20 protein-coding genes are annotated in these 18,949 nt (G+C 59.6%); 4 read left to right on the top strand and 16 right to left on the bottom strand.

Annotated elements, in window-relative coordinates; genetic code table 11:
• Positions 1–2: 2 nt before the first annotated feature.
• From LKR43_RS07905 to LKR43_RS07895, 3 genes are read right to left on the bottom strand one after another with little or no spacing between them, the layout of a single operon-like run.
• Positions 3–1,388, bottom strand: a complete 1,386-nt coding sequence (locus tag LKR43_RS07905; RefSeq protein WP_227683500.1) for a GTPase/DUF3482 domain-containing protein — start codon at positions 1,386–1,388, stop codon at positions 3–5.
• Positions 1,375–2,826: a DUF2868 domain-containing protein gene (locus tag LKR43_RS07900; protein WP_227683499.1), complete on the bottom strand. Its 1,452-nt coding sequence runs from the start codon at positions 2,824–2,826 to the stop codon at positions 1,375–1,377. Before LKR43_RS07900 ends, LKR43_RS07905 begins: the two co-directional genes overlap by 14 nt.
• Positions 2,819–3,187, bottom strand: a complete 369-nt coding sequence (locus tag LKR43_RS07895; RefSeq protein ID WP_227683498.1) for a YkvA family protein — start codon at positions 3,185–3,187, stop codon at positions 2,819–2,821. The genes LKR43_RS07900 and LKR43_RS07895 overlap by 8 nt, the downstream gene beginning before the upstream one ends.
• A 249-nt stretch (positions 3,188–3,436) precedes the next feature.
• Here LKR43_RS07895 and LKR43_RS07890 point away from each other — a divergent pair, with 249 nt between their 5' ends.
• A complete protein-coding gene (locus LKR43_RS07890) occupies positions 3,437–3,769 on the top strand; it encodes a hypothetical protein (protein ID WP_227683497.1) in 333 nt (110 codons plus the stop codon).
• Here the strand turns inward: LKR43_RS07890 and LKR43_RS07885 are convergent.
• Positions 3,759–4,364: an NUDIX domain-containing protein gene (locus tag LKR43_RS07885; RefSeq protein WP_227683496.1), complete on the bottom strand. Its 606-nt coding sequence runs from the start codon at positions 4,362–4,364 to the stop codon at positions 3,759–3,761. The genes LKR43_RS07890 and LKR43_RS07885 overlap by 11 nt on opposite strands.
• 84 nt (positions 4,365–4,448) lie before the next feature.
• Positions 4,449–4,952 carry an IclR family transcriptional regulator C-terminal domain-containing protein gene (locus LKR43_RS07880; protein ID WP_227683495.1) on the bottom strand — a complete coding sequence of 168 codons (504 nt, stop codon included), beginning with the start codon at positions 4,950–4,952 and terminating at the stop codon, positions 4,449–4,451.
• Here LKR43_RS07880 and LKR43_RS07875 point away from each other — a divergent pair.
• On the top strand, positions 4,923–5,348 hold the full coding sequence (locus LKR43_RS07875) for an NAD-binding protein (protein WP_370632084.1): 426 nt from the start codon (positions 4,923–4,925) through the stop codon (positions 5,346–5,348). The two genes, LKR43_RS07880 and LKR43_RS07875, sit on opposite strands and share 30 nt — an antisense overlap.
• A complete protein-coding gene (locus tag LKR43_RS07870; RefSeq protein ID WP_227683494.1) occupies positions 5,341–6,231 on the top strand; it encodes a glutamate cyclase domain-containing protein in 891 nt (296 codons plus the stop codon). The genes LKR43_RS07875 and LKR43_RS07870 overlap by 8 nt, the downstream gene beginning before the upstream one ends.
• Before the next feature lie 68 nt (positions 6,232–6,299).
• Here the strand turns inward: LKR43_RS07870 and LKR43_RS07865 are convergent, their stop codons facing one another.
• The 9 genes from LKR43_RS07865 to LKR43_RS07825 all read right to left on the bottom strand — a co-directional run bounded on the left by LKR43_RS07865 (position 6,300) and on the right by LKR43_RS07825 (position 14,990).
• A complete protein-coding gene (locus LKR43_RS07865) occupies positions 6,300–6,767 on the bottom strand; it encodes a DNA-binding transcriptional regulator (protein ID WP_227683493.1) in 468 nt (155 codons plus the stop codon).
• Positions 6,768–6,769: 2 nt separating this feature from the next.
• Entirely contained in the window at positions 6,770–7,075 is a 306-nt protein-coding gene (locus LKR43_RS07860) for a DUF4258 domain-containing protein (RefSeq protein ID WP_227683492.1), read from the bottom strand.
• Positions 7,076–7,211: 136 nt separating this feature from the next.
• Positions 7,212–7,925, bottom strand: coding sequence for an HAD-IA family hydrolase (locus LKR43_RS07855; RefSeq protein WP_227683491.1), 714 nt, complete (start codon positions 7,923–7,925; stop codon positions 7,212–7,214).
• Positions 7,918–9,456 carry a phosphoric/sulfuric ester hydrolase PehA gene (pehA, locus tag LKR43_RS07850; RefSeq protein ID WP_227683490.1) on the bottom strand — a complete coding sequence of 513 codons (1,539 nt, stop codon included), beginning with the start codon at positions 9,454–9,456 and terminating at the stop codon, positions 7,918–7,920. Before pehA ends, LKR43_RS07855 begins: the two co-directional genes overlap by 8 nt.
• Positions 9,457–9,460: 4 nt before the next feature.
• The gene (locus LKR43_RS07845) at positions 9,461–10,351 is read right to left on the bottom strand and encodes an ABC transporter permease (protein ID WP_227683489.1); all 891 of its coding nucleotides are present in this window, start codon (positions 10,349–10,351) and stop codon (positions 9,461–9,463) included.
• Positions 10,348–11,283, bottom strand: a complete 936-nt coding sequence (locus LKR43_RS07840; RefSeq protein ID WP_227683488.1) for an ABC transporter permease — start codon at positions 11,281–11,283, stop codon at positions 10,348–10,350. The genes LKR43_RS07845 and LKR43_RS07840 overlap by 4 nt, the downstream gene beginning before the upstream one ends.
• 13 nt (positions 11,284–11,296) lie before the next feature.
• Entirely contained in the window at positions 11,297–12,271 is a 975-nt protein-coding gene (locus LKR43_RS07835) for an ABC transporter ATP-binding protein (protein ID WP_227683487.1), read from the bottom strand.
• Positions 12,268–13,338, bottom strand: a complete 1,071-nt coding sequence (locus tag LKR43_RS07830) for an ABC transporter ATP-binding protein (protein WP_227683486.1) — start codon at positions 13,336–13,338, stop codon at positions 12,268–12,270. The genes LKR43_RS07835 and LKR43_RS07830 overlap by 4 nt, the downstream gene beginning before the upstream one ends.
• Complete coding sequence (locus LKR43_RS07825; protein WP_227683485.1) at positions 13,335–14,990, bottom strand: ABC transporter substrate-binding protein; 1,656 nt, start codon at positions 14,988–14,990, stop codon at positions 13,335–13,337. Before LKR43_RS07825 ends, LKR43_RS07830 begins: the two co-directional genes overlap by 4 nt.
• A gap of 207 nt (positions 14,991–15,197) precedes the next feature.
• Between LKR43_RS07825 and LKR43_RS07820 the strand changes: the two genes are divergently transcribed.
• On the top strand, positions 15,198–16,133 hold the full coding sequence (locus LKR43_RS07820; protein ID WP_227683484.1) for a glyoxylate/hydroxypyruvate reductase A: 936 nt from the start codon (positions 15,198–15,200) through the stop codon (positions 16,131–16,133).
• Positions 16,134–16,164: 31 nt separating this feature from the next.
• Here the strand turns inward: LKR43_RS07820 and LKR43_RS07815 are convergent, their stop codons facing one another.
• On the bottom strand, positions 16,165–17,238 hold the full coding sequence (locus LKR43_RS07815; RefSeq protein ID WP_227683483.1) for a metallophosphoesterase: 1,074 nt from the start codon (positions 17,236–17,238) through the stop codon (positions 16,165–16,167).
• 70 nt (positions 17,239–17,308) lie between these two features.
• Complete coding sequence (locus LKR43_RS07810) at positions 17,309–18,868, bottom strand: M10 family metallopeptidase C-terminal domain-containing protein (RefSeq protein ID WP_227683482.1); 1,560 nt, start codon at positions 18,866–18,868, stop codon at positions 17,309–17,311.
• Positions 18,869–18,949: the final 81 nt, after the last annotated feature.

Genomic DNA, 18,949 nt, shown 5'->3' with positions numbered 1-18,949 from the left:
GTTCATTCGCGTGCCAGTTTGGCCGCGAGCACCTGCGCGATTTCATTGCGACGCGCACTGGCCTGATAGTCTTCCGACAAGGTCGACCACTGCGGCTGGCTGCGCGCTTCCTGCAGCTCATCGGGCAGGCTGTCGCGTTGCCAGGCCTTCATAGTGCTGTCTTCGGACGCCAGCTCTATGGGTGTTTGTGCTGCATGGCCACGACGCTCCAGGGCATGTACCAGTGCCAACTGACGAACGGCCAGCAGACGCAAGACCGCATCATCCACACTGATTTCCTGATACCCCTTCAGGCGACCCAGCATGCGCTTGCCCAGTTTGTCGGCGCCTTGCCACAGACCGCCTGCCGCCGCGCCCAGCAAGGTTGCGGTGCCCAGGCTCAGGCCGGCGGTAAAGGCATCAAGTGTGGCGCCTGCCATGGCGCCTGCTGCCATGCCTTTGCCCACACGTATCCCGACATCCTTGAGTGCTTGTGGATGAAACAGGTCCATGCCCCAACGCTCGCCTTCCAGCGGCAAAGCGTGTGCAGGGAAGTCACGGTTGCTGAAGTTATACCGTTTGAGCAAGGCTCGTATGCAGGCATTTTCCCGTTCGCGCAGTTTGCGTCGGAGTGTGGCGGTAGCTGCGTCCAGCGCCGTCTGTTCGGGCTCGCTGGCCACGCGCCATGCGGCAGCGTCTATCAGCAGCTCGGCGATCAGTCGCAAGGCGTCGTCGTGACGCAGGGCGCGCTGTTCGGCCACATCGTGTTTCAGCGTCTGCAACAAGGAAGCATGCTTGTCCATAAGCAGGGCCAGTTTGTCGTAAAGCTGGGCTTCCCCGTCGAGTGCGGGAGCGATGGTGTCGAATTCCACCATGGCGTGCAGACCCAGCCTGGACAAGGCTTCCCGCCAGGCAGCCAGACGCTGGCCCGGACTGCTGGTGAAATTCAGGACGGGCAGCAACGGATGCCCGCAGCTGGCCAGTATGCTCAGCTCGTCCTTGTGCTTGCCCAGCACCGGATCGCGTACGTCAACGACATACAGGCCGGCATCGCACTCAAGCAGCTTGTGCAATACCCTGGCTTCCTGTTCATAGCGGCGTTTGCTTTCCGGGCTTTGCAGGAATCGGCGTATGCGTTCGGGGCCATCAAGCCGTTCGGCTGGCGGTGCGAGCACGTCCAGATAATCCAGCAGCGCAATGCCGTCTTCCATGCCGGGCGTGTCATAGAGTTCGACCAGCACGACGCCATTGGCCAGCAGGCGGGCGCCTTCCACATGCCGGGTAGTGCCCGGGTTGTCGTCCACCTTGCCAAAGCTCGCATCACGCGTCAGGGTGCGCAGCAGCGAGGTTTTGCCTGTATTGGTATGGCCAACGACGGCCAACCGCAGGATCTGGTCAGGATTGGACACGCTCACCCCCGCGATCGAATGAAGAAGTCCCAGCCAGCCAGTCCAGGTTCTGCGACAGGTCGGTCTGAAGCTGCCCGTCGTCAAAGCCGGCCGCTTGCAGCATGGTCATCCAGGCCGACAGCCGGCTCGCATCTGCTGACATGGGCTGTACGTCGAGCACAATACGGGTCTGGGCCGCCAGGCTGGCCAGGTCAGCCAGCAATGCGACCGTGCCTCGGTCGGGAGTTTGTCTGGGGTCGCAAACCAGCAGCAGCTTGCCGGCAGCCTGTTCTTGCAGGCTATCAAGCAAGGCCTTGCGTTGGCTGCGGCTGTCGATGATGCCGGCATCGGCGATGGATGCTGCGAGTGTTGCGGGCGGCCATGGCGTTTCGGGGCTGAGTTCTATGCCGGCCAGCATGGCCTGCCCCGGTTCGTGCTGTGCCAGGGTGCGTTGGTGCACACGGGCCTGAAAGCCTGGCGCGTCGGGTGCGTCGATACCGGTGGTCTCGCTGGCGGGCGCCAGGCGATCGCGCAGTTCGGCATAGCCGGGCAAAGTGACATCAGGCGTTAGCCTGGCCATGGTGCGTCTGACCGGGATCAGGCTGCATGCGAGCGCCAGCAGCCGGGGCAGCAGACCGTAAACAACCAGGCAGCCGATCAGCCAGCCCGACCACAGGCTTTGTGCGGCATCGGGCAAGACATGCTGACCGTCGCTGATCCGGATGATGGCTTCGGGCGGCATGGAAAAGCCCAGCAGGCCAGGCAGGCTGCCCAGCCAGGTTGTGATGAAAACAAAGGTGTCGGGGGAAAGCAGTGTGGTTTCCCAGTTGAACTGATAGCGCCTGGCCGACAGCAGGGCCAGCATGGCAAGCAGCATGCTGCTCAGGGCCAGCAGCCACAGCCCGTGACTGACGCCGCCCAGCAACCAGCGCAGCGCCTGATTGCGGCTGAGCATTTCGATCAGTGCACGTGGCGCCAGCGCAGCATCGGGGCCGCGCGCCAGTTTGCGTGTCAGCCACAGCCATGACTCGCCCAGCCACGCACCGCCATTGCTCTTGAACAGAAAACTGAGCAGCCAGAATGCCAGTGCCAGCCAGTTAAGACCCAGCAGCGCCACCAGTGCCAGCAACAGATTGACCGGCCGGCTGCCGTCGCCCAGAGCGCCCAGCGCCGCGCCCACGCCACCTATCAGGGCCAGCAGGCACAGAATGGCAAGGGCGAGTCGGGCGCCGCTGATCCATTTGTCGAGCAGCAGATCAAGCTTTTCACGCTTGCCCAGATAATAGGCACGGAGCAGGATCTTGTCACTGAAGCTGCGTTCTTCGACCCGGACGCGCCGTACTTCGCTGGCATCTTCAAGCGGCCCCCACAACGCTTCGCGCAGACGCAAGGTTTCCGCCAGCCAGCAGGCCTTGAATCGGGAGCCGCCCGGGATATGGCCCGGATGTGAGTCAGGCATCGGTATAGGCTTGGGCCGAGGGTGTGCCGAACCAGGAGTCCAGCTTCTGGTGTGCCTGTGCCTTGACCTCGGGCGTTATGTAGAACGCCACGGTAGCCAGTGCTGCCGTCATGATGCTCAGGTCATCGGTGTAGCCGACCAGGGGGGCCAGATCAGGGATGGCGTCGAGCGGGAAAATGAAATAGCCCAGCGCGCCGTAAATAACGCGTTTGGCCCATTTGGGCGTACGGTCGCTTTGGACGGCGTAATACAGATACAGCGCCTTTTCGAGCACGCCGCGGCCCAGCGACCGGGTACGTGGCCCCAGTTTTTGCCAGAAGCGGCCAGGCGTGTATATGTGTTGATACCTTGTGTGATTCATGATGCCCCCGGGCAACAGTGTGAATGTTTACGACATTATTGTATCGGTCGCCAGACGGGGTGTATTGCTGTTTGATGCCGGCATGGCCGGCCGCTTAAATAATATGCATGGAGAGACATTCAGTCCACCTCACTATATCGAAATTCGTATCAAAAAGTTAGAGGGCTGATCCTGGCGTTGCGGGCTATCGCCCCGCTGCCGGCAGATGCTAGACTGATTTTCAGCATTCGACTTTCAAGGGCAACACACATGGCAGCTTTTCTTCCTGCGCTCAAAATTGCGCTTCCCTACATTACGCAAATTGTGACGGCTGCAGTGCCCATGTTCACATCCAGAACTGCCTCTGGCAAACAGGATGAACTCATTCCGCAGCAAATCCGCGAACTGCAGGATGCCGTGACCCACAATGCCGAGTCTGTAAAGGGCCTGGCAACACAATGGAAAGGCACGATAGAAAGCATAGACGCCGCAGCGGCCCGCTTGCAGCAGGAAATAGTCGTATTACGGCGTCTGGTTTATTGCTCGACCGCGATCGCGCTGGTGGCCAGCGTGCTGGCCGTGATCGCCTTCGTCAGGCCTTAGGCACGAGGGCGTCGGGCGGGCTCTGCCAATCGAGCGACCAGGCGCCCGATACGACATTCTGCAGCCACAACATGCAGGTCAGCGTTTTGGCGTCGGTCACCCCGCCATCGCGGCAGGCCTGCGTCAGGGCGTCGATGTCTTCCGTTCGCACTTCCAGGAACTCATCGCTATCCAGCCTGGCCGGCCCCGCCTGAAGGTTGCGGGCAAAGAAGATATGAATGATTTCCGTGGAATAAGCAATGGCCAGATGCATGGCGCCTGCATAGGCCCATTGCCCGGCGACATAACCGGTTTCTTCCTGCAGTTCGCGTATGGCGCAGGCCAGCGGGTCTTCGCCGGGATCCAGCTTGCCTGCCGGGAACTCCAGCATCACACGGTCGACGGGATAGCGAAATTGTCGCTCCAGCACGACCCGGTCGCCATCAAGCATGGGAATAATTACCACCGCACCGGGATGCACAATGTACTCGCGTTCGGCGCTGCGGCCATCGGGCAGGCGTACCGTATCGCGGCGGGCTTTCAAAAAACCGCCGTCGGCCAGCGTTTCGCTGTGAACCAGGGTTTCGATCAAGTGGGCGTCGTCGGGTTTTTTCATGGCAAGTCGGCGTTGGCTGTGTTGCCTGCAAGCATAACTGGTAAATATGACGGCCATGCCCACGCTTCTGTTTTGCTAATGCAGTTAATGGCTTTTGGTTGTGCGTTGCTGGAGCATCAGGCTTAACTCGGCGATTTCCCGGCTTAGCACTTTCAACAGCTTCTGCTCACGTTCAGGCACCATCCGGGCTGAGATCGCAGCAATGCTGATGGCTGCTACTGGCTTGCCATTGAGTAGCACTGCCATGCCCAGCGCGCGTACGCCGTGCACACCAACCACATCCATGGCGATGTGGCCCTGGCTGCGGCCCTGAGCGGCTAGATCACGAACTTGCTGGATGTCTATGTCCCGGTAGCTGTTGATCCTGGCAGTGTTGTGACCCAATATCAGGTCAGCAACATCTTCAGGCAGGGCGCTGAGTATGGCCAGGTTCCCTGAGCCTATGCCTAAGGGGCGCCGCGTGCCTACATCGACCACGAAGGTCTTGATGGGATAGGAGCCAATGGCACGATCGGCGCATACCGCGTCATCACCACTGCGTATCATTAGAAAGACGGTATCCCCGGTATCGTTGGCTATGCGGGCCAATGTGGGCTTGCAAATAGCGGCTTCCGCGGCCGAGTTGGCCGCCCGCTGCGAAATAGTGCTGCTTTCCTGGCAAAAAAAGCGGGTGTGCCCATGAGCGTTTTTTATACCCTGATGGCGCGTGAGTCGGGTCTGATGCGCCCGCTTACCCACCGGTTTGGCGAGCGTATCAAGCAGCAGAACTTCGAAGGCGGCATGCCTACCGTCAACGCCCGCAAGGATTCCGTGCTTATCCTGGATCTGGCGCGTGAACTAGGTGTGCCGCTGTTCACCATGCAAGCGTCTCATTCCGTATACGAGATCGCAGGTGCCGAAGGGCTGGACCGGCAGGATTACGCTTCGATATCCAGGCTCTGGGAGAAGTGGCTGGATGTGGAGTTTGGATACGAAGATGAGTAACGGCGCATCCGGCATGTGGTATTACGAATACCTGGATCAAATAGTCAATCTTGAACTCAAGAATAAGCCTGCACAGCAAGGCGGGACCCAACTGCGCTACCGGACGGCCCGTGAACAGCAGGGCGGACAGCCGCTGTGCGGCCAGATTGCCCAGGCATTGCTGCCGCGTCTGCCTGACAGTACTGTCATTCTGGTGACGGGCACCGGCAATCCTGAATGGCTGCCTCATGGTGAAACGGATGGACCTTCGGGCGTAGCCGTGCTGGCACGCTGCCTGGGTGCTTTGGGGGTTCGGACTTGCATCCTGTCAGAGGCCAGGTTTCTGCCGGGTGTCCAGGCATCGGTCCAGGCGGCGGGGGTGCCGCTGCTGCAGGAAAGTGCCTGGTGCAATCGTAATAATGCCGCGCTTTGCCTTGAGTTCCCGACAGGCGTGAATGCAGCCATGCCGTTTGTTGACGAACTGATGAAGCGCTTGCCCAAGGTTTCGGCAGCATTCTTTATAGAGAAGCCAGGGCCTGGCCGGGAGGGCAGATTCCACAACAGCAGCGGAAAGCCCAAGGACAGTGACTGTGCTTGTGAACATGGATTGCTGGATGCGACTGAGCTGGATTTCCTGTTCCCGGCCTCGGTGTCCAACTGGGGGGGCTATGCCATTGCAGCGGCACTGGCGTTGGCAAGCGGCCGGTTTTTATTGCTGCCGCGCTGGGAAGAGGTGGCCAACAGCATCAGCGCCCCCATTGCCTTTGGTGCTTTCGATGGCTATAGCGGGCTGGCGGTGCCGACGGTGGACGGTACCTCAAGCGAAGCCAATCGTGCTGTTTATGGCTTAATTGGCGAAGTGCTGAGGCTGGCTCACGAAGCCAGCAACTCATCCCATCTTTGAAACGCAAAATGACGCGGCATGCCCTTGAGCGCCTGGTCGCCGTAGCCGGGCTCGTGCAGCAACCGCTCTCATCCCGGACTGCAGTCGAATATGGATGGCTGCTCTTCGTTTGCCTCTGCCGTCCATCCGCTTCTGGACTCTTTCATGACGATGTAGATAGTGCGATCGGTATCATTGAGCGCATGAATGATGTTCTTCACTTTTTCGTTGCCGTCAGAGTGGGCGGCATACAGTACTCGCAGCATTGAATCGGCAAATTTTGGAATGCGTCCGCGCTTCTCCCATATTGCTACGGATTGATCAGAGCGACCAAGTGCTTTTCCCAAAGAGGCTTGCGACATCAGCATTGCCGAGCGTAGATAACGAAACTCTACGCCAGTCAAACGGGCTCGCTTGCGAATTAGAGCTTTGCAAATAGCTTGGACAAGTGCAGGCAGGTTTTGTATTGAGATGGCTTCGCCATAAGGAGTCTGCTCGGTTGTGTAACCGTTAGCCAGCCACACATTACGGAGCCCACCATCCGTAAAGTGAAACATGATTATTCTCCAACGATAAATATCGTGACAACAAGACAAGAGGGCGCAAGTTCTTGTTCAATAGCAACGATGACTGCGATATTTCGGCCCGCGCAGAATCTTTCGATCCTGCATTCAATATATCCGGTCTTGATATTGACCTCGGGGACTCGATTGACTGCACCTTTATGCAGAATATCCAGTATTACAGGCATGGTGATTTTTCGCTCACGCATACGAGCTCTGGCGTGAGCACTCCATTTTACGCAGCCAGAATCCTTGGAAATCTGATGGATCCAGCGCTCCCAGTCGCGATTGTTCCAAGCCATAAATATACCCTAGTTTTTATAGGTAATGTTTTTCTGGTTTTAGCTTGACGTAGGATTGCTTTTTGTACTGAGTTTGTACGATGCTGGCTTATTGTGAGGCTTCTTAGGCTTTTCGGGTACCGTAGTTGTAGCGCTCTTATCCACTTATTGGACGTTCATTGAGCAATTCATCCCATTGCTGAAACGCAAAATGGTGCGGCATGCCCTTGAGCGCCTGGTCGCCGTAGCCGGACTCGTGCAGTACAAAACGCACACCGGCTGCGTGGGCGCATTCGGCATCGACCGACGTATCGCCGAAATACAGGCACTGTTCGGGCGCCAGACCCATCATGCGTATGGTTTCCAGCAAGGGAACCGGCGAGGGTTTGGCCTGCGGCCAGCTGTCTGATCCGCTGATGAAATCGAACAGCCCGTGGATGCCCATTTTATGGGTGGCGGCCAGTGCGCCGGCGTGGACCTTGTTGGTGCAGATGCCCATGGCCAGCGATGCGTCCCGGCAGGCGTGCAATACATCCTGAGCGCCTGCGTAAAGCCGGGTGGTGCCGTGGCCCAGGCTGGCGTAATGCTGCACATACTGGGCCTTGAGCTGCGTAAAGTCGTCAGGGGCGGGCCAGCCCATGTCGGCCAGGATCGCTTGCATGATGCCTGCGCTGGTGCCGTGCAGGTTATCGGGGAAATAGTCGTCCGGCAGGGTGCCCAGGCCGGCATGCTGGAAGGTCAGGCGCATGCCTTTGATAATGTCGGCGGCACTGTCGATCAAGGTGCCGTCCAGGTCGAACACGATGCCGCGCACATCGTCTTGCGCGAGTAATGGATGCAGCGCCAGGTCTGCTTGCATTGAATCAGGCACGTTTCAAAAGTCCTTCAGGAGATGCCGCATACGCGGTCAATGTGCGGTCCATGTAGCGCATGCGCCAGGACAGCATCTTTTGCGCATACCTCAGCATTGTATGCTGTTGGGCGGGATCGTTGGCCAGGTTGTTCAACTGGGCGGGGTCGGCTTTCAGGTCGAAGAACAGCGGTGCGGCATTGGTGAAATGCACGTACTTGTAGTTGTGGTCTTGCACCACCGACAGCGAGCTGTCGTCCAGGCCGGTGCCCATATGCTCTTCGGGAGTGGAATAGAAAATATTCCGGAAATCAAACTCGTAGTGAACTTCCGTGCGCCATCCTTGCGGTGCCTGGCCCTGAGCCAGGAAAGGCAGCAACGAAGCGCCGTCGCAGCTGCGTGGCACGGGCAAGCCCATCCACTCCAGGATGGTGGGCATGGTGTCGATGGTTTCTGTGAAGTCGCGCACGATCTTGCCGCGGCTGGCATCGGCGGTCGGTCGCGGGTCCCGCACTATCATGGGAATATGATAGCTCTGGTCGAAGTAGCCCAGCTTGCCCAGCATGTGGTGGTCGCCCAGTTGTTCGGCGTGGTCGCTGGTGAATATGATCAGGGTGTCGTCCCACTGTCCGGTCTTTTCCAGGAAGTCAAAGATTCGGCCTAGCTGCGCATCGACCTCGCTCATCAGGCCGTAATAAGTGGCCCGCATTTGCTTGACTTCATCTATGGACATGTCTTTGGCCAGGCCTTCCCCATGCCGGAAGAAATTCTTGCGGCCCACGTTGTTCAGGTAGAACTCCGTCAGCGGGTGCTGCGCAGCTTCCTGTTCGGGGCTTTCGGCGCGTACCGGCGCGGGACTGTCCTCGGGGTCGTACATCGAATTCCATGGTTCGGGTGCGATGAAGGGCGGGTGAGGACGCCAGTAGCCCAGATGCAGGAACCAGGGTTTGTGGCGTACCCCATGCAGGTACTCCAGCGCTTTTTCGGTGAAGAACGAGGTATCGGAAAACTCGGCGGGAACCAGTGAGGGGCTGGTAGTGGCGCCGATTTCGTCTGGGTCGGCATCCCGGGGCAGCCACATGTCTTCCGGGGTGGACGGCATGTCGGGCCAGCGATGGGCGACCCAGGCAAAGTAGGATTCCATTTTCAGGCCCATGGACCCCACCAGTTTCCAGCCGTCCATTTCGCCGCCCAGCACGCGAAAGCGCGGGTCTTCATGGTCGGTGTAGCGTGGATCGGGCGTGGTGGTGGTATAGCCAACCAATGCCGGTTCGTAGCCGCCCTTGCGCGACTCCCAGGCCACATTGGTATGACGCGCATCCAGCGGGATGGTGTTTTGCGTGGCCCGGTGATTCATCATGTACATGCCGGTCAGCAGGCTGGCTCGGCCCGGTCCGCAAGGAACCGCCTGGGTGTAATGATGGGCGAACGTGACGCCTTCGGCCGCCAGGCGCGAAACATTGGGCAGTTGTACGTGATGGCCAAGATTGGGTAGCGTATCGCCGCGCCACTGATCGACGACAATCAACAATACGTTTTTCTTTTGTTGCATGGAATTAGCTCACTGAAGGGTCGAGACGGTCGCGCAGCCAGTCGCCGACCAGACTGATGGAAAAAGTGGTCATGACAATGACGAAACTTGGGCACAATAGAATCCAGGGCGCCGACTGCAGGTATTCGCGACCGTAGCCCACCATATTGCCAAGGCTGGCCATGGGTGGTTGTACGCCCAGGCCCAGAAACGACAGCCCCGATTCCAGCAGCACCACGCCCGGAAAGGTAACGGTGATATTCACGATGATGGTGCTGGCGATATTGGGCAGTACGTGGCGGCCGTATACGCGACCGGCCGAGGCGCCCAGGTCGTGGGCCGCCGCCGCGTAACCCTGCTCGTTGGCCGCGATGGTCAGGCTGCGCGCAATACGCGCGGTGCGCTCCCAGCCGTAGAATCCCATTAAACAGATGAACAGCGGCAGCGAATTGCCAAAGAACGCCAGTACGGCCAGGGCAATGATCATGAAGGGCATGGAGGCCTGAAAGTCTATAAGCACCAGCACCAGGTTTTCGATCCAACCCCGAAAATGCGCGGCCATTACGCCCAGCACCACGCCCAGCATCGTGGAAATCGCTGTCGAGGCAAAGGCGATCAGCAGGCTGATCTGTATGGCTGAAATGACCCGGGACAGTACGTCGCGACCCAGTTCATCCGTCCCCAGGGCATGCGCCCAGGTGCCGCCGAAACCCACGGGCGGCTGCAGCCGGGCGCGCAAGTCTATCTGGCTGAACTCGTAGGGCATCAGCCATTGGGCCAGCAAGGCGGCGATTATCATGGCAAGCAGCCAGCCTATGCCGAGCAGCACCAGGGGAGGCCACGATTTGAAGAAGGCGCGCAAATTGCTGCGCGAGCGCCGAAAATGGGCAGGTACGGTTGCTGGTACGGTGCTCATGCCTTGGCTCCTTGACCACCCGACCGCAGACGCGGATCCAGTATGACGTAAAGGGCGTCAACCAGCAGGTTGGCGATCACCATGCAGGCGGCCACGACCAGCAGAATGGCCTGCACGACGGACAGGTCGCGACTGGCAACCGAGGTCACCAGCAGACGTCCTTCGCCTGGCCATGAAAATACGGTCTCGACTACCACGGCGCCGGCGATCAGGCCGCCCACCATCATGCCTATCAGGGTGACGGTGGGGATGGCGGCGTTGGGCAGGGCATGGCGGAATACCACCTGGCGCCAGCTCAATCCCTTGGCCAGCGCCGTTCTTATGTAGGGCTGACCCATTACCTCGACCATGGCCGAGCGGGTAAAGCGGGCCAGCACGGCAGCGCCACCCAGCGACAATGTCAGGATGGGCAGCAGCGCGTGCTGGATGCTGCCGTAGCCGCCGGTGGGCAGCCAGCCCAGACTCACGGAAAACATCATTACCAGCAGCAGCGCCAGCACAAAACTCGGGCAGGTATGGCCCGCAATCGAACAGCCCATCAGAAAGCGGTCTATGCGTGAATTGTGATGCAAGGCTGCGTAGACACCGGCGGGCACGCCTATGAGCAATTGCAGGATCAAGGCGGGAATCGTAATCGCCAGCGTGGCGGGAACGCGTTCCAGCACCGTTTGCATGGCGGGTGTGCCGTCTTTCATGGAGACGCCGAAATTGCCCTGGAGCAGATTGACGAAGTAGCCCACGTACTGCTGCCACAGCGGCGCGTCCAGGCCCCAAGCCTTGCGAAACGCTTCTATGGCTTCGGGGGGCGCGTCGGGAGACATGATGATGAGCGCGGGGTCGCCCGACAGGCGTAGGATCACGAAGGCGAAACTCAGTACCAGGAAAAGGGTAACGAGCAGCCTGAAGATGCGTTCAGACAAATAGTGCAGCATGATGGTTCAGGAATCAGGAAGTAATGTGCAGACAGGCCACTTTGCGGCCGCCCGCCACGGTCTGCAGGACCGGGATCATCTCGCGGCAGCTGGCGCTGGCCTGCGGACAGCGTGGGTGGAAGGCACAGCCCGACGGCATGTTGATGGGATTGGGCGGATCGCCTTCCAGCAGGATGCGTTGGTGGTGCTTATCGCGCGACAGGGTCGGAATGGCGGATACCAGGGCCCGGGTATAAGGGTGCGCCGGATTGGCAAACAGGTCTTGCGGCTTGCCTTGCTCGACGATGCGGCCCAGATACATGACGGCGACCTCATCGCAGATCTGGCGCACGACCTTCAGGTCGTGACTGATGAAGAGCATGCCCAGTTTGTGCTCCTGCTGCAGGTCCTGCAGCAGATTGATCACCTGTGCCTGTATGGATACGTCCAGGGCTGAAATGGGTTCGTCGCAGACCAGCAGCCGTGGACTCAGTATCAGCGCTCGCGCAAGCACCACACGCTGGCGCTGGCCGCCAGACAATTCATGCGGATAACGGTTCCAGAGCGACTGGGTCAGTCCCACTTCGCTCAGCATGTCCTGGGCGCGCAGTCGGCGTTCGGCCGCCTTGCTCACGGAAAAGATATCCAGTGGCTCTATCACCTGAGTCAGGACTGGCAGGCGCTTGTCGAGCACGCTCAAGGGATCCTGATACACCATTTGCATATGTCGGCGCATCTCGCGCCAGCGCGCGTTACGCCGTCCCGACACCAGTTCGCCATCAAAACGTACCTGGCCTGAAGTGGCCGTGGTCAAACCCAGGCTCAGCTTGGCTGTGGTGGATTTTCCGCAGCCCGATTCGCCGACCAGCCCCAGCGTTTTGCCGGCATGGACGGAGAAGGACACATCGCTGACGGCTTTCAGCGTAAGAGGGCGTCCGAGTAGGCTGCGCTGTGGGCGTACCCGGTAATGGCGCGCCAGTGCGCGCACGTCCAGCAGTGGTCGGGTCATGAGTATGGCTTCCAGCAAGCGGTAAAGTGATGGCCCTGCGCGGCCATCAGTACGGGCTGTTCATGCTGGCAGCGAGTCATGCGATGGCTGCAGCGCGGCGCGAAACTGCAGCCTGCCGGCATCTCGGTGGGCGCGGGTACAGTGCCTGGTATTGCTTCCAGGCGCCTGATGGGGCCTTCCAGGTCGGGCAGTGCGCCTATCAGTCCCTGCGTGTAAGGATGCCGGGCATGTTTGAACAGTTCGGCGGCGTTCGCTTTTTCAACCACGCGTCCTGCATACATCACCATGACACGATCACAGACCTGGGCAATCACACCCAGATCGTGTGAGATCACCACCAGGCCCATGCCGGTATCCCGCTGCAGCTCCTGCAGCAAGTCCAGGATCTGCGCCTGTATGGTGACGTCCAGGGCGGTCGTCGGTTCGTCGGCAACCAGCAGTTCGGGCTGGCCGGCCAGGGCCATGGCTATCATGACACGCTGGTTCATGCCGCCGGACAGCTCATGGGGCCACGAGCGCATGCGCTGGGCCGCACTCGGGATATGCACTCTGTCCAGCAGCCGTATGGCCTCGGCGCGCGCTGCATCGCCTTTCAGGCCGCGATGCAGCGTTACGGATTCCATCAGTTGCTTGCCCACGGTCTTGACCGGGTTCAGGCTGGATGACGGATCCTGGAAGATCATGGCGATGCGCCGGCCGCGTATGGCTGTCATGGCCTTCTGCGGCAAATTGGCGATGTTGCGACCATCCAGCGATATCTCGCCCTCTATCAGGGCACGCGAACCCAGCAGCTGCATGACCGCCATCCACGTTACGCTTTTACCGCAACCGGACTCGCCCACCACACCCAATGTCTCGCCGCGTGCCAGCTCCAGATCGACGCCATGCAGCACAGGCACCAGATGGGTGCCGGTGTCGAAGGAAACCTTCAAATCGCGTATGCGCAACAGAGGGGTTCCGTTGGACGGTTCGGCCGACGGCCGCGCCTGTGCGGGCTGTACCGCCGGCCCCGTGGGTTGCCGCCATGCGCCCTGGGCCATGAATGGCGTCAGAACCGCTGCCGTCACGCCGTCACCAGGGATGTGTTGCCCTTGCGGAAATCCATGTAGAAGGTCGGTGACCATTCCCACTTGATGTCCTTGCGCTTGGCATAGAAGGCCGCTGTCTGGTGTATGACCATGAAGGCGGGATCTTCATACTCGGCGATCTGCAGCATGCGCGCAAAGGTGCGCTTGCGTTCGGCAGGGTCGGTAGAGTTTTCCAGCACCGCCGACAGGCGGTTGAACTCTTCATTGCTCCATTCGCCTTTCTGTTGCTGCTGACCGTTGGGCCCATGCTGCTGCACCAGCGAGCTGACCGGGTCGTTGAAGCCGGCCGAGTTCGACCAGTCGCGGATGCCGCGCTGGGTGGACGGGTCATAGACCTGCGACCAGTTCTCGACCATCTGGATCTCCACATTCACACCCACGGCGCGCCACATCTCGACCATGATCTGCGCTTTCTGGACCTGGCCCGTGTAGTAGTTGTTCAGGACGCGGTAGGGAATGGTTTCGCCCTTGTAGCCGGCCTCCTTGAGCAGTTGCCGGGCTTTCTCGGGGTCGTAGGCCGGCGCATTGTGCTCGGTGACCAGCATGGGGCCGTAGAACTCGAACTGCAAGCCCTTGGGTACCACGGTGCGGCCATCCCACATCATGTCCACGATCATCTTGCGGTCGATGGCATGCGACATTGCCAGACGCACGCGCGGATCCTTGAGGACGGGATGTGCCTTGTCGAAGCATGTGATCTGGTGGTTGATGATGGGGCCGCCCACGAACTCCAGCTTGCCCGACTCTTCGACTGTCTTGATCTGATCGGTCGGGATGTCGGTGGCGAAATCGTACTCGCCTGCCAGCATGCCGTTGATGCGTGATGCAAGTTCCGGAATGTCGAAGAAATGAACTTCATCCAGTTCTGCCGGGCCGCCCCAATACTGCTCGTGCCGCTCAAGTATCAGGTACTGATCCTTCTTGTACTCCTTGATCTTGTACGGGCCGGTGCCTACGGGGGCGGCGGCCCAAACCTGCCAGTCATTCGCCTCTTCGTAGTGGCGCTTGCTGATGACATCGCAGCCCATGCGGGTCAGGCGTCCCTCCAGCGTGGGATCGGGAATGGCATTCACGAACTGCACGGTGTACTTGTCGACAACCTTGACCTCTTCGAGCGAGGGCCACAGACGTCGGCCCACAGCAGCCACTTCCGGAGGGCATTGTGTGCCGCGTGCCTTGCCGGCGTCCTTGCTGTCGGTGCGTATGGTCTTGGCGCCGTCGCCGCGATTGGGCTGAGTGTCGCCGAACATGACTTGAGGGCCAAAGCTGAAGGCCACATCCTCGGCTGTCATCTCATCACCGTTGTGGAAAATCACGCCCTTGCGCAGCTTCACTTCCAGCACGCGGTCGCTGATCCGTTTCCACGATTCGGCAAGGCCTGGCTGCAGGCTCAGGTCGCCCAGTACGTCGGTGGCAATGACGGGTTCCAGGAACGATGGCAGGATGCGGCGGCCAACGTTGCTTTGCTCGCGCAGGGTGGACAAGGTGCCATTGTTGCTGAGCGCGGAAGCGGCGATGCGCACGATGCGCTTGCCGTCGGCATTCTTGCCGGGCTGGGCCCAGACGGGTGCAATCATTGTGGACAACAGGCTGGCCGAGAAGCCCAGCATCTCGCGGCGACTAAGTTTCATGATGATATCTTTCCTGCGTTGCGCCGCAAGCGCGTCGTTACGGCGGTTGAAAGCAGGAAAGTGTAGGGAGCCTGAATGTCGTCAGGATGACATTCAAGTGAACGCTGTATGACAGCGCGAGCGGTGTTTCGCGGGTGGTATAGTCTTTGATAGTTTGCCGGCAGTAATGGCCTGGCGCTTGTCATAACTGCCGCCGCAGGAAACCCCATGACCAACGTAATATTCGCCTCTACCCACGACACGACGCCCCACGAGTGGATAGAGCCCCTGCAGCGCGAGCTGCCCGATGTACACATCAGTAATTGGGCAGACAATGCGCCGTCGGTCGATGCACGGTTTGCCGTTGTCTGGAAACCACCCCAGGAATTGTTCCAGCGCGAAACCAGGCTTGAAGCGGTCTTCAATCTGGGGGCGGGTGTCGATGCATTGTTCAAACTGCCCGGCCTGCCTGCCGATCTGCCCATTTATCGCCTGGAAGACGCCGGCATGAGCGTGCAAATGGCCGAATATGTCGTGCACGCCCTGTTGCGCGCATCACGTGACTTCGAGCAATATCAGGTGCAGCAAAGGCAGGGTGTTTGGCAGCCTTTGCCCGATATCGAGCGTGAGCAGTGGCCGGTAGGCATCATGGGCACAGGCCTGATGGGAACGCAGATGGCGCAGACGCTGGCGGCGCTGGAATACCCGGTCGCAACCTGGTCCCGACGCGGCAAACCTATGCCCGGCGTACAGGCTTATGCCTCTGCCGATGAATTACCGGCGTTTCTTGCACGTACCCGCGTGCTGGTGAATACCTTGCCTTTAACTCCGTCAACCCAAGGCATGCTGTGTCGAAATACATTTCAGCAGCTGCTGCCCGATGCCTACGTCATCAATGTCGCACGCGGCGAGCATCTGATTGAGCAGGATTTGCTCGACATGCTGGCGTCCGGTCACATCAAGGGTGCGACGCTGGATGTCTTCACCCAGGAGCCCCTGCCTTCAGGTCATCCATTCTGGAGTCATCCGGCCATTACCATTACCCCTCATGTGGCGGCAGCCTCGCTACGTGGCGCAAGCATCAGGCAAGTGGCGGCAAAAATACGCAGCCTGTTGAATGGCGTGATGCCAACGGGTCTGGTGAATCGTGAGCAGGGATATTAAGGTCGCTGCTTATGGCGTGCCGGCGTCAGCTTCAGACACCACCAAAGCCGGCAGTCATCTGCTGGCTGCCGTCGTCGAACATGACGCTGCGCTCGGGCCAGCGCAAGGCCGCGAGCCTGAAGTTTGTTGCCAGGGCCTGGCTGCTTTTGCGCTCCAGCCACTTGCCCCCGGCTGAGAAATCCACGCAAAAAACATTTTGGTGCTTGCCGTGCCAATGCAGAGGCGGTATGCCGTCGAACAGGTCGGGGCCATGTTTGCCGATGTCATCGGCAGCGGCCAGACCGAGCTGGCGCCAGTAGTGGCCGATAATCACCGGGATGCGGCTGTTGTAGTCGTCCCACCAGGGCACGCGTTCGGTAAAGCGCCATTTGCCGCCATTAAAGAATGGATCCGGGGTGACGCGTTCCACACCGGAAGTGAGCACCCTGACAGGGTTGCCCATTTGTTTGCCAACGTCGTACCTGGCCACCGCATGCATCAACGGGGGCTTTCGGGCGGGGTTGTCCAGCCCGCCCTTCCATGATTCGCGTTCGGCCACGATAAGCCCGGCCTGTCCGCTGTCTCTGGCCTGTTGCTTGATGGCATGTTCCCAGCGGTCGAACGACTGGCAAATGGTGCCGGGCAGCGGGCTTGATGTCCGCAAGATTTCTATGGCCGGGTCATGCCAGGCGGCGTGCACCACACGCAGGTCGGCCCGTTCCAGCACCAGTGGCAGCGAAGCGACCAGGCTCTTGATGTCCTGGCGCTCTGCTTCGGTGGGTGACTTGAATGGCGCGTATTTTTCGTGATCGCGTAAAGCACGCTCTTGAAAGAACCATCCGGAGCCGTCCTTGGGGTCTTTGCGCAGCAGATTCAGTTCGTGGTTGCCCATGACGGCCATGGCGCCGCCGGCATGCATCAGCTGGCGGGCCAGCATCATGACGGCAGGGCTGTCGGGGCCACGATCGCAGAAGTCGCCGACGAATACCAGCGTGCGCCCATCAGGGTGTCGGCCGTGATCGTCGTATCCGAGGTGGTGCAGCAGCTCGCATAAGGCTTCGTATTCTCCGTGGATGTCGCCTACGATATCCAGCGGACCGTCGGGCAAGGCCTGAATCAGGCGCATGGCGTGGGTCTCCAGTTTCCAGTTCGCCAGTTATTATGCCTGCATCCCTGCCCTGCGTTGCTTTTTGTGCCTATGCTGCTTCGGTATAGAATGCGACCCCCTCGAAAACATAGGTGCCTGCCAGCTCGACTTTCACGTTCTCCATTTCAGCGGCATTGGCCGTGTAGAAGTGGCTGTTGGTGGAAGAATTGTAGAAACGATAGACCTCGGTGGTTGCCTCGGTTTTGGCTGCATGGGCCTGGAAGGCGATGCCTTCGTAGGTCAGCTGGTTCGTCTCAATGATGTTCATGGCTTCGTCATTGCTGGTTGTGTAGAAATGCGTGCCGGTCACGTCGTTGTGAAAACCGTGTACCGCAACGCTTTCGGCATTGGGCATGACATCACGCATGAAGCCGATGCCCTCGTAGATCAGGCCTTCAAGGGCATTGATGTTGCTGGCTTCGTCGTTGTTGGCGGTAAAGAAATGCGTGCCATTGTTCGTGTTGAAGTAGCGGTGTATGCCTGGTGTCAGGTCGTTCAGGTTGCCGCCGAAGTTCTCGAAACCGGCCACTTCAATATTGATCAGCGTGTCAGTGCCGTCGGCGCCGGTGGTGTCGTGCACGGTGTATGTGCGCCCGTCCAGGTCATAGACCAGCGTATAGTTGGCGAATACGCCGGAGAAATAGGCGCTGTCGTGTCCGGCTCCGCCGTCAAGAATGTTGTTGGCCTGATTGCCGTAAAGCGTGTCGTTGCCTGCGCCCGTCGTGAGGTTCTCGATGAGGACGCCACGGGCAATTGCCAGGTTGTTCGTCATGCCGTTGGCCGACGAATAGTGCCCGGGACGCAGGTCGATGTCGCTGTCGGTGCCCCAACCGCTCAGGTTCAGGGTGTCGATGCCGCCGGCGTCGTAGAAGGTAAGAATCGGGTACACGTTCTGGGTGAAATCGTACACGACCGCCGTGTCGCCTTCCACCGTCGAGCCAAACCCGTACACGGTGTTGTCGGCGCGTGTGTTGGCGGCGCCGTATATGGCCTGGATGACCATGATGTCGTTCAGCATGGGTGTTTGAGACCCATGGATCACGCCATCCGGCGAGAACCAGTCGCCCCACATTACATCACCTTTGCCGCGCTGGTCTTCAGGCCCGTAGTAAGACATGATCGATAGCACCCCGCTGTCCTGGTAGGACGAAGGGCCATCATCATCGTCGCCGTTGTAGTCACCCATATGATCCAGCCCCAGCGCATGGCCGATTTCGTGAATGTAGGTGGTGAAGCCGCGATTGCCCAGTACAGGATGCTGCAGTTCGTTGTACATGTACGAGAACCATATGCTGCCCATGGGTGGGTAATAGGCATGCGCGTAGCCTGGTTCCTCGACCATGTAGGTATTGCCGAACTCCATGTTGGATGCGCCAATCGAGCCGGGCACGATATTGGGTGCAATCAGGTCATTCCAGGTGGCCAGGGCCAGCTTGGCGTATTCGCGTTGCTCCGCAGTCAAGGGGGTGAAGTTCACGCCCTCGCCTTGCTCGAAGTGTATTTGCTCACGACTATCTGGAAATGTGTAGGTAATGGTGGGGCCGGACCATTTTTCCCCACTGTTCAATTGATTGAAAACTTGTTCGTCCGTCCAGTGTGGCGTGGTCATGGGGGTTATTCCTTTTAGGCTGTGAGTAAGACCGAGACATGGGCGCCTCAGCAGCGTAGCGCATGCTAATGGTCATCCAGC

Source organism: Pusillimonas sp. MFBS29 (assembly GCF_020687695.1).
Lineage (GTDB): Bacteria > Pseudomonadota > Gammaproteobacteria > Burkholderiales > Burkholderiaceae_B > Pusillimonas_C.
Note: the sequence above shows the minus strand (reverse complement) of the source record. Positions and strands in the feature narration are given on the sequence as shown.

Excerpts from the sequence above, each read along its gene's own strand:
- LKR43_RS07865 (WP_227683493.1), bottom strand. The coding sequence starts at position 6,767 with ATGTTTCACTTTACGGATGGTGGGCTCCGTAATGTGTGGCTGGCTAAC.
- LKR43_RS07840 (WP_227683488.1), bottom strand. The coding sequence starts at position 11,283 with ATGCTGCACTATTTGTCTGAACGCATCTTCAGGCTGCTCGTTACCCTT.
- LKR43_RS07900 (WP_227683499.1), bottom strand. The coding sequence starts at position 2,826 with ATGCCTGACTCACATCCGGGCCATATCCCGGGCGGCTCCCGATTCAAG.
- LKR43_RS07815 (WP_227683483.1), bottom strand. The coding sequence starts at position 17,238 with ATGCGCCTGATTCAGGCCTTGCCCGACGGTCCGCTGGATATCGTAGGC.
- pehA (WP_227683490.1), bottom strand. The coding sequence starts at position 9,456 with ATGCAACAAAAGAAAAACGTATTGTTGATTGTCGTCGATCAGTGGCGC.
- LKR43_RS07820 (WP_227683484.1), top strand. The coding sequence starts at position 15,198 with ATGACCAACGTAATATTCGCCTCTACCCACGACACGACGCCCCACGAG.
- LKR43_RS07860 (WP_227683492.1), bottom strand. The coding sequence starts at position 7,075 with ATGGCTTGGAACAATCGCGACTGGGAGCGCTGGATCCATCAGATTTCC.
- LKR43_RS07870 (WP_227683494.1), top strand. The coding sequence starts at position 5,341 with ATGAGTAACGGCGCATCCGGCATGTGGTATTACGAATACCTGGATCAA.
- LKR43_RS07895 (WP_227683498.1), bottom strand. The coding sequence starts at position 3,187 with ATGAATCACACAAGGTATCAACACATATACACGCCTGGCCGCTTCTGG.
- LKR43_RS07885 (WP_227683496.1), bottom strand. The coding sequence starts at position 4,364 with ATGAAAAAACCCGACGACGCCCACTTGATCGAAACCCTGGTTCACAGC.
- LKR43_RS07890 (WP_227683497.1), top strand. The coding sequence starts at position 3,437 with ATGGCAGCTTTTCTTCCTGCGCTCAAAATTGCGCTTCCCTACATTACG.
- LKR43_RS07835 (WP_227683487.1), bottom strand. The coding sequence starts at position 12,271 with ATGACCCGACCACTGCTGGACGTGCGCGCACTGGCGCGCCATTACCGG.
- LKR43_RS07825 (WP_227683485.1), bottom strand. The coding sequence starts at position 14,990 with ATGAAACTTAGTCGCCGCGAGATGCTGGGCTTCTCGGCCAGCCTGTTG.
- LKR43_RS07810 (WP_227683482.1), bottom strand. The coding sequence starts at position 18,868 with ATGACCACGCCACACTGGACGGACGAACAAGTTTTCAATCAATTGAAC.
- LKR43_RS07845 (WP_227683489.1), bottom strand. The coding sequence starts at position 10,351 with ATGAGCACCGTACCAGCAACCGTACCTGCCCATTTTCGGCGCTCGCGC.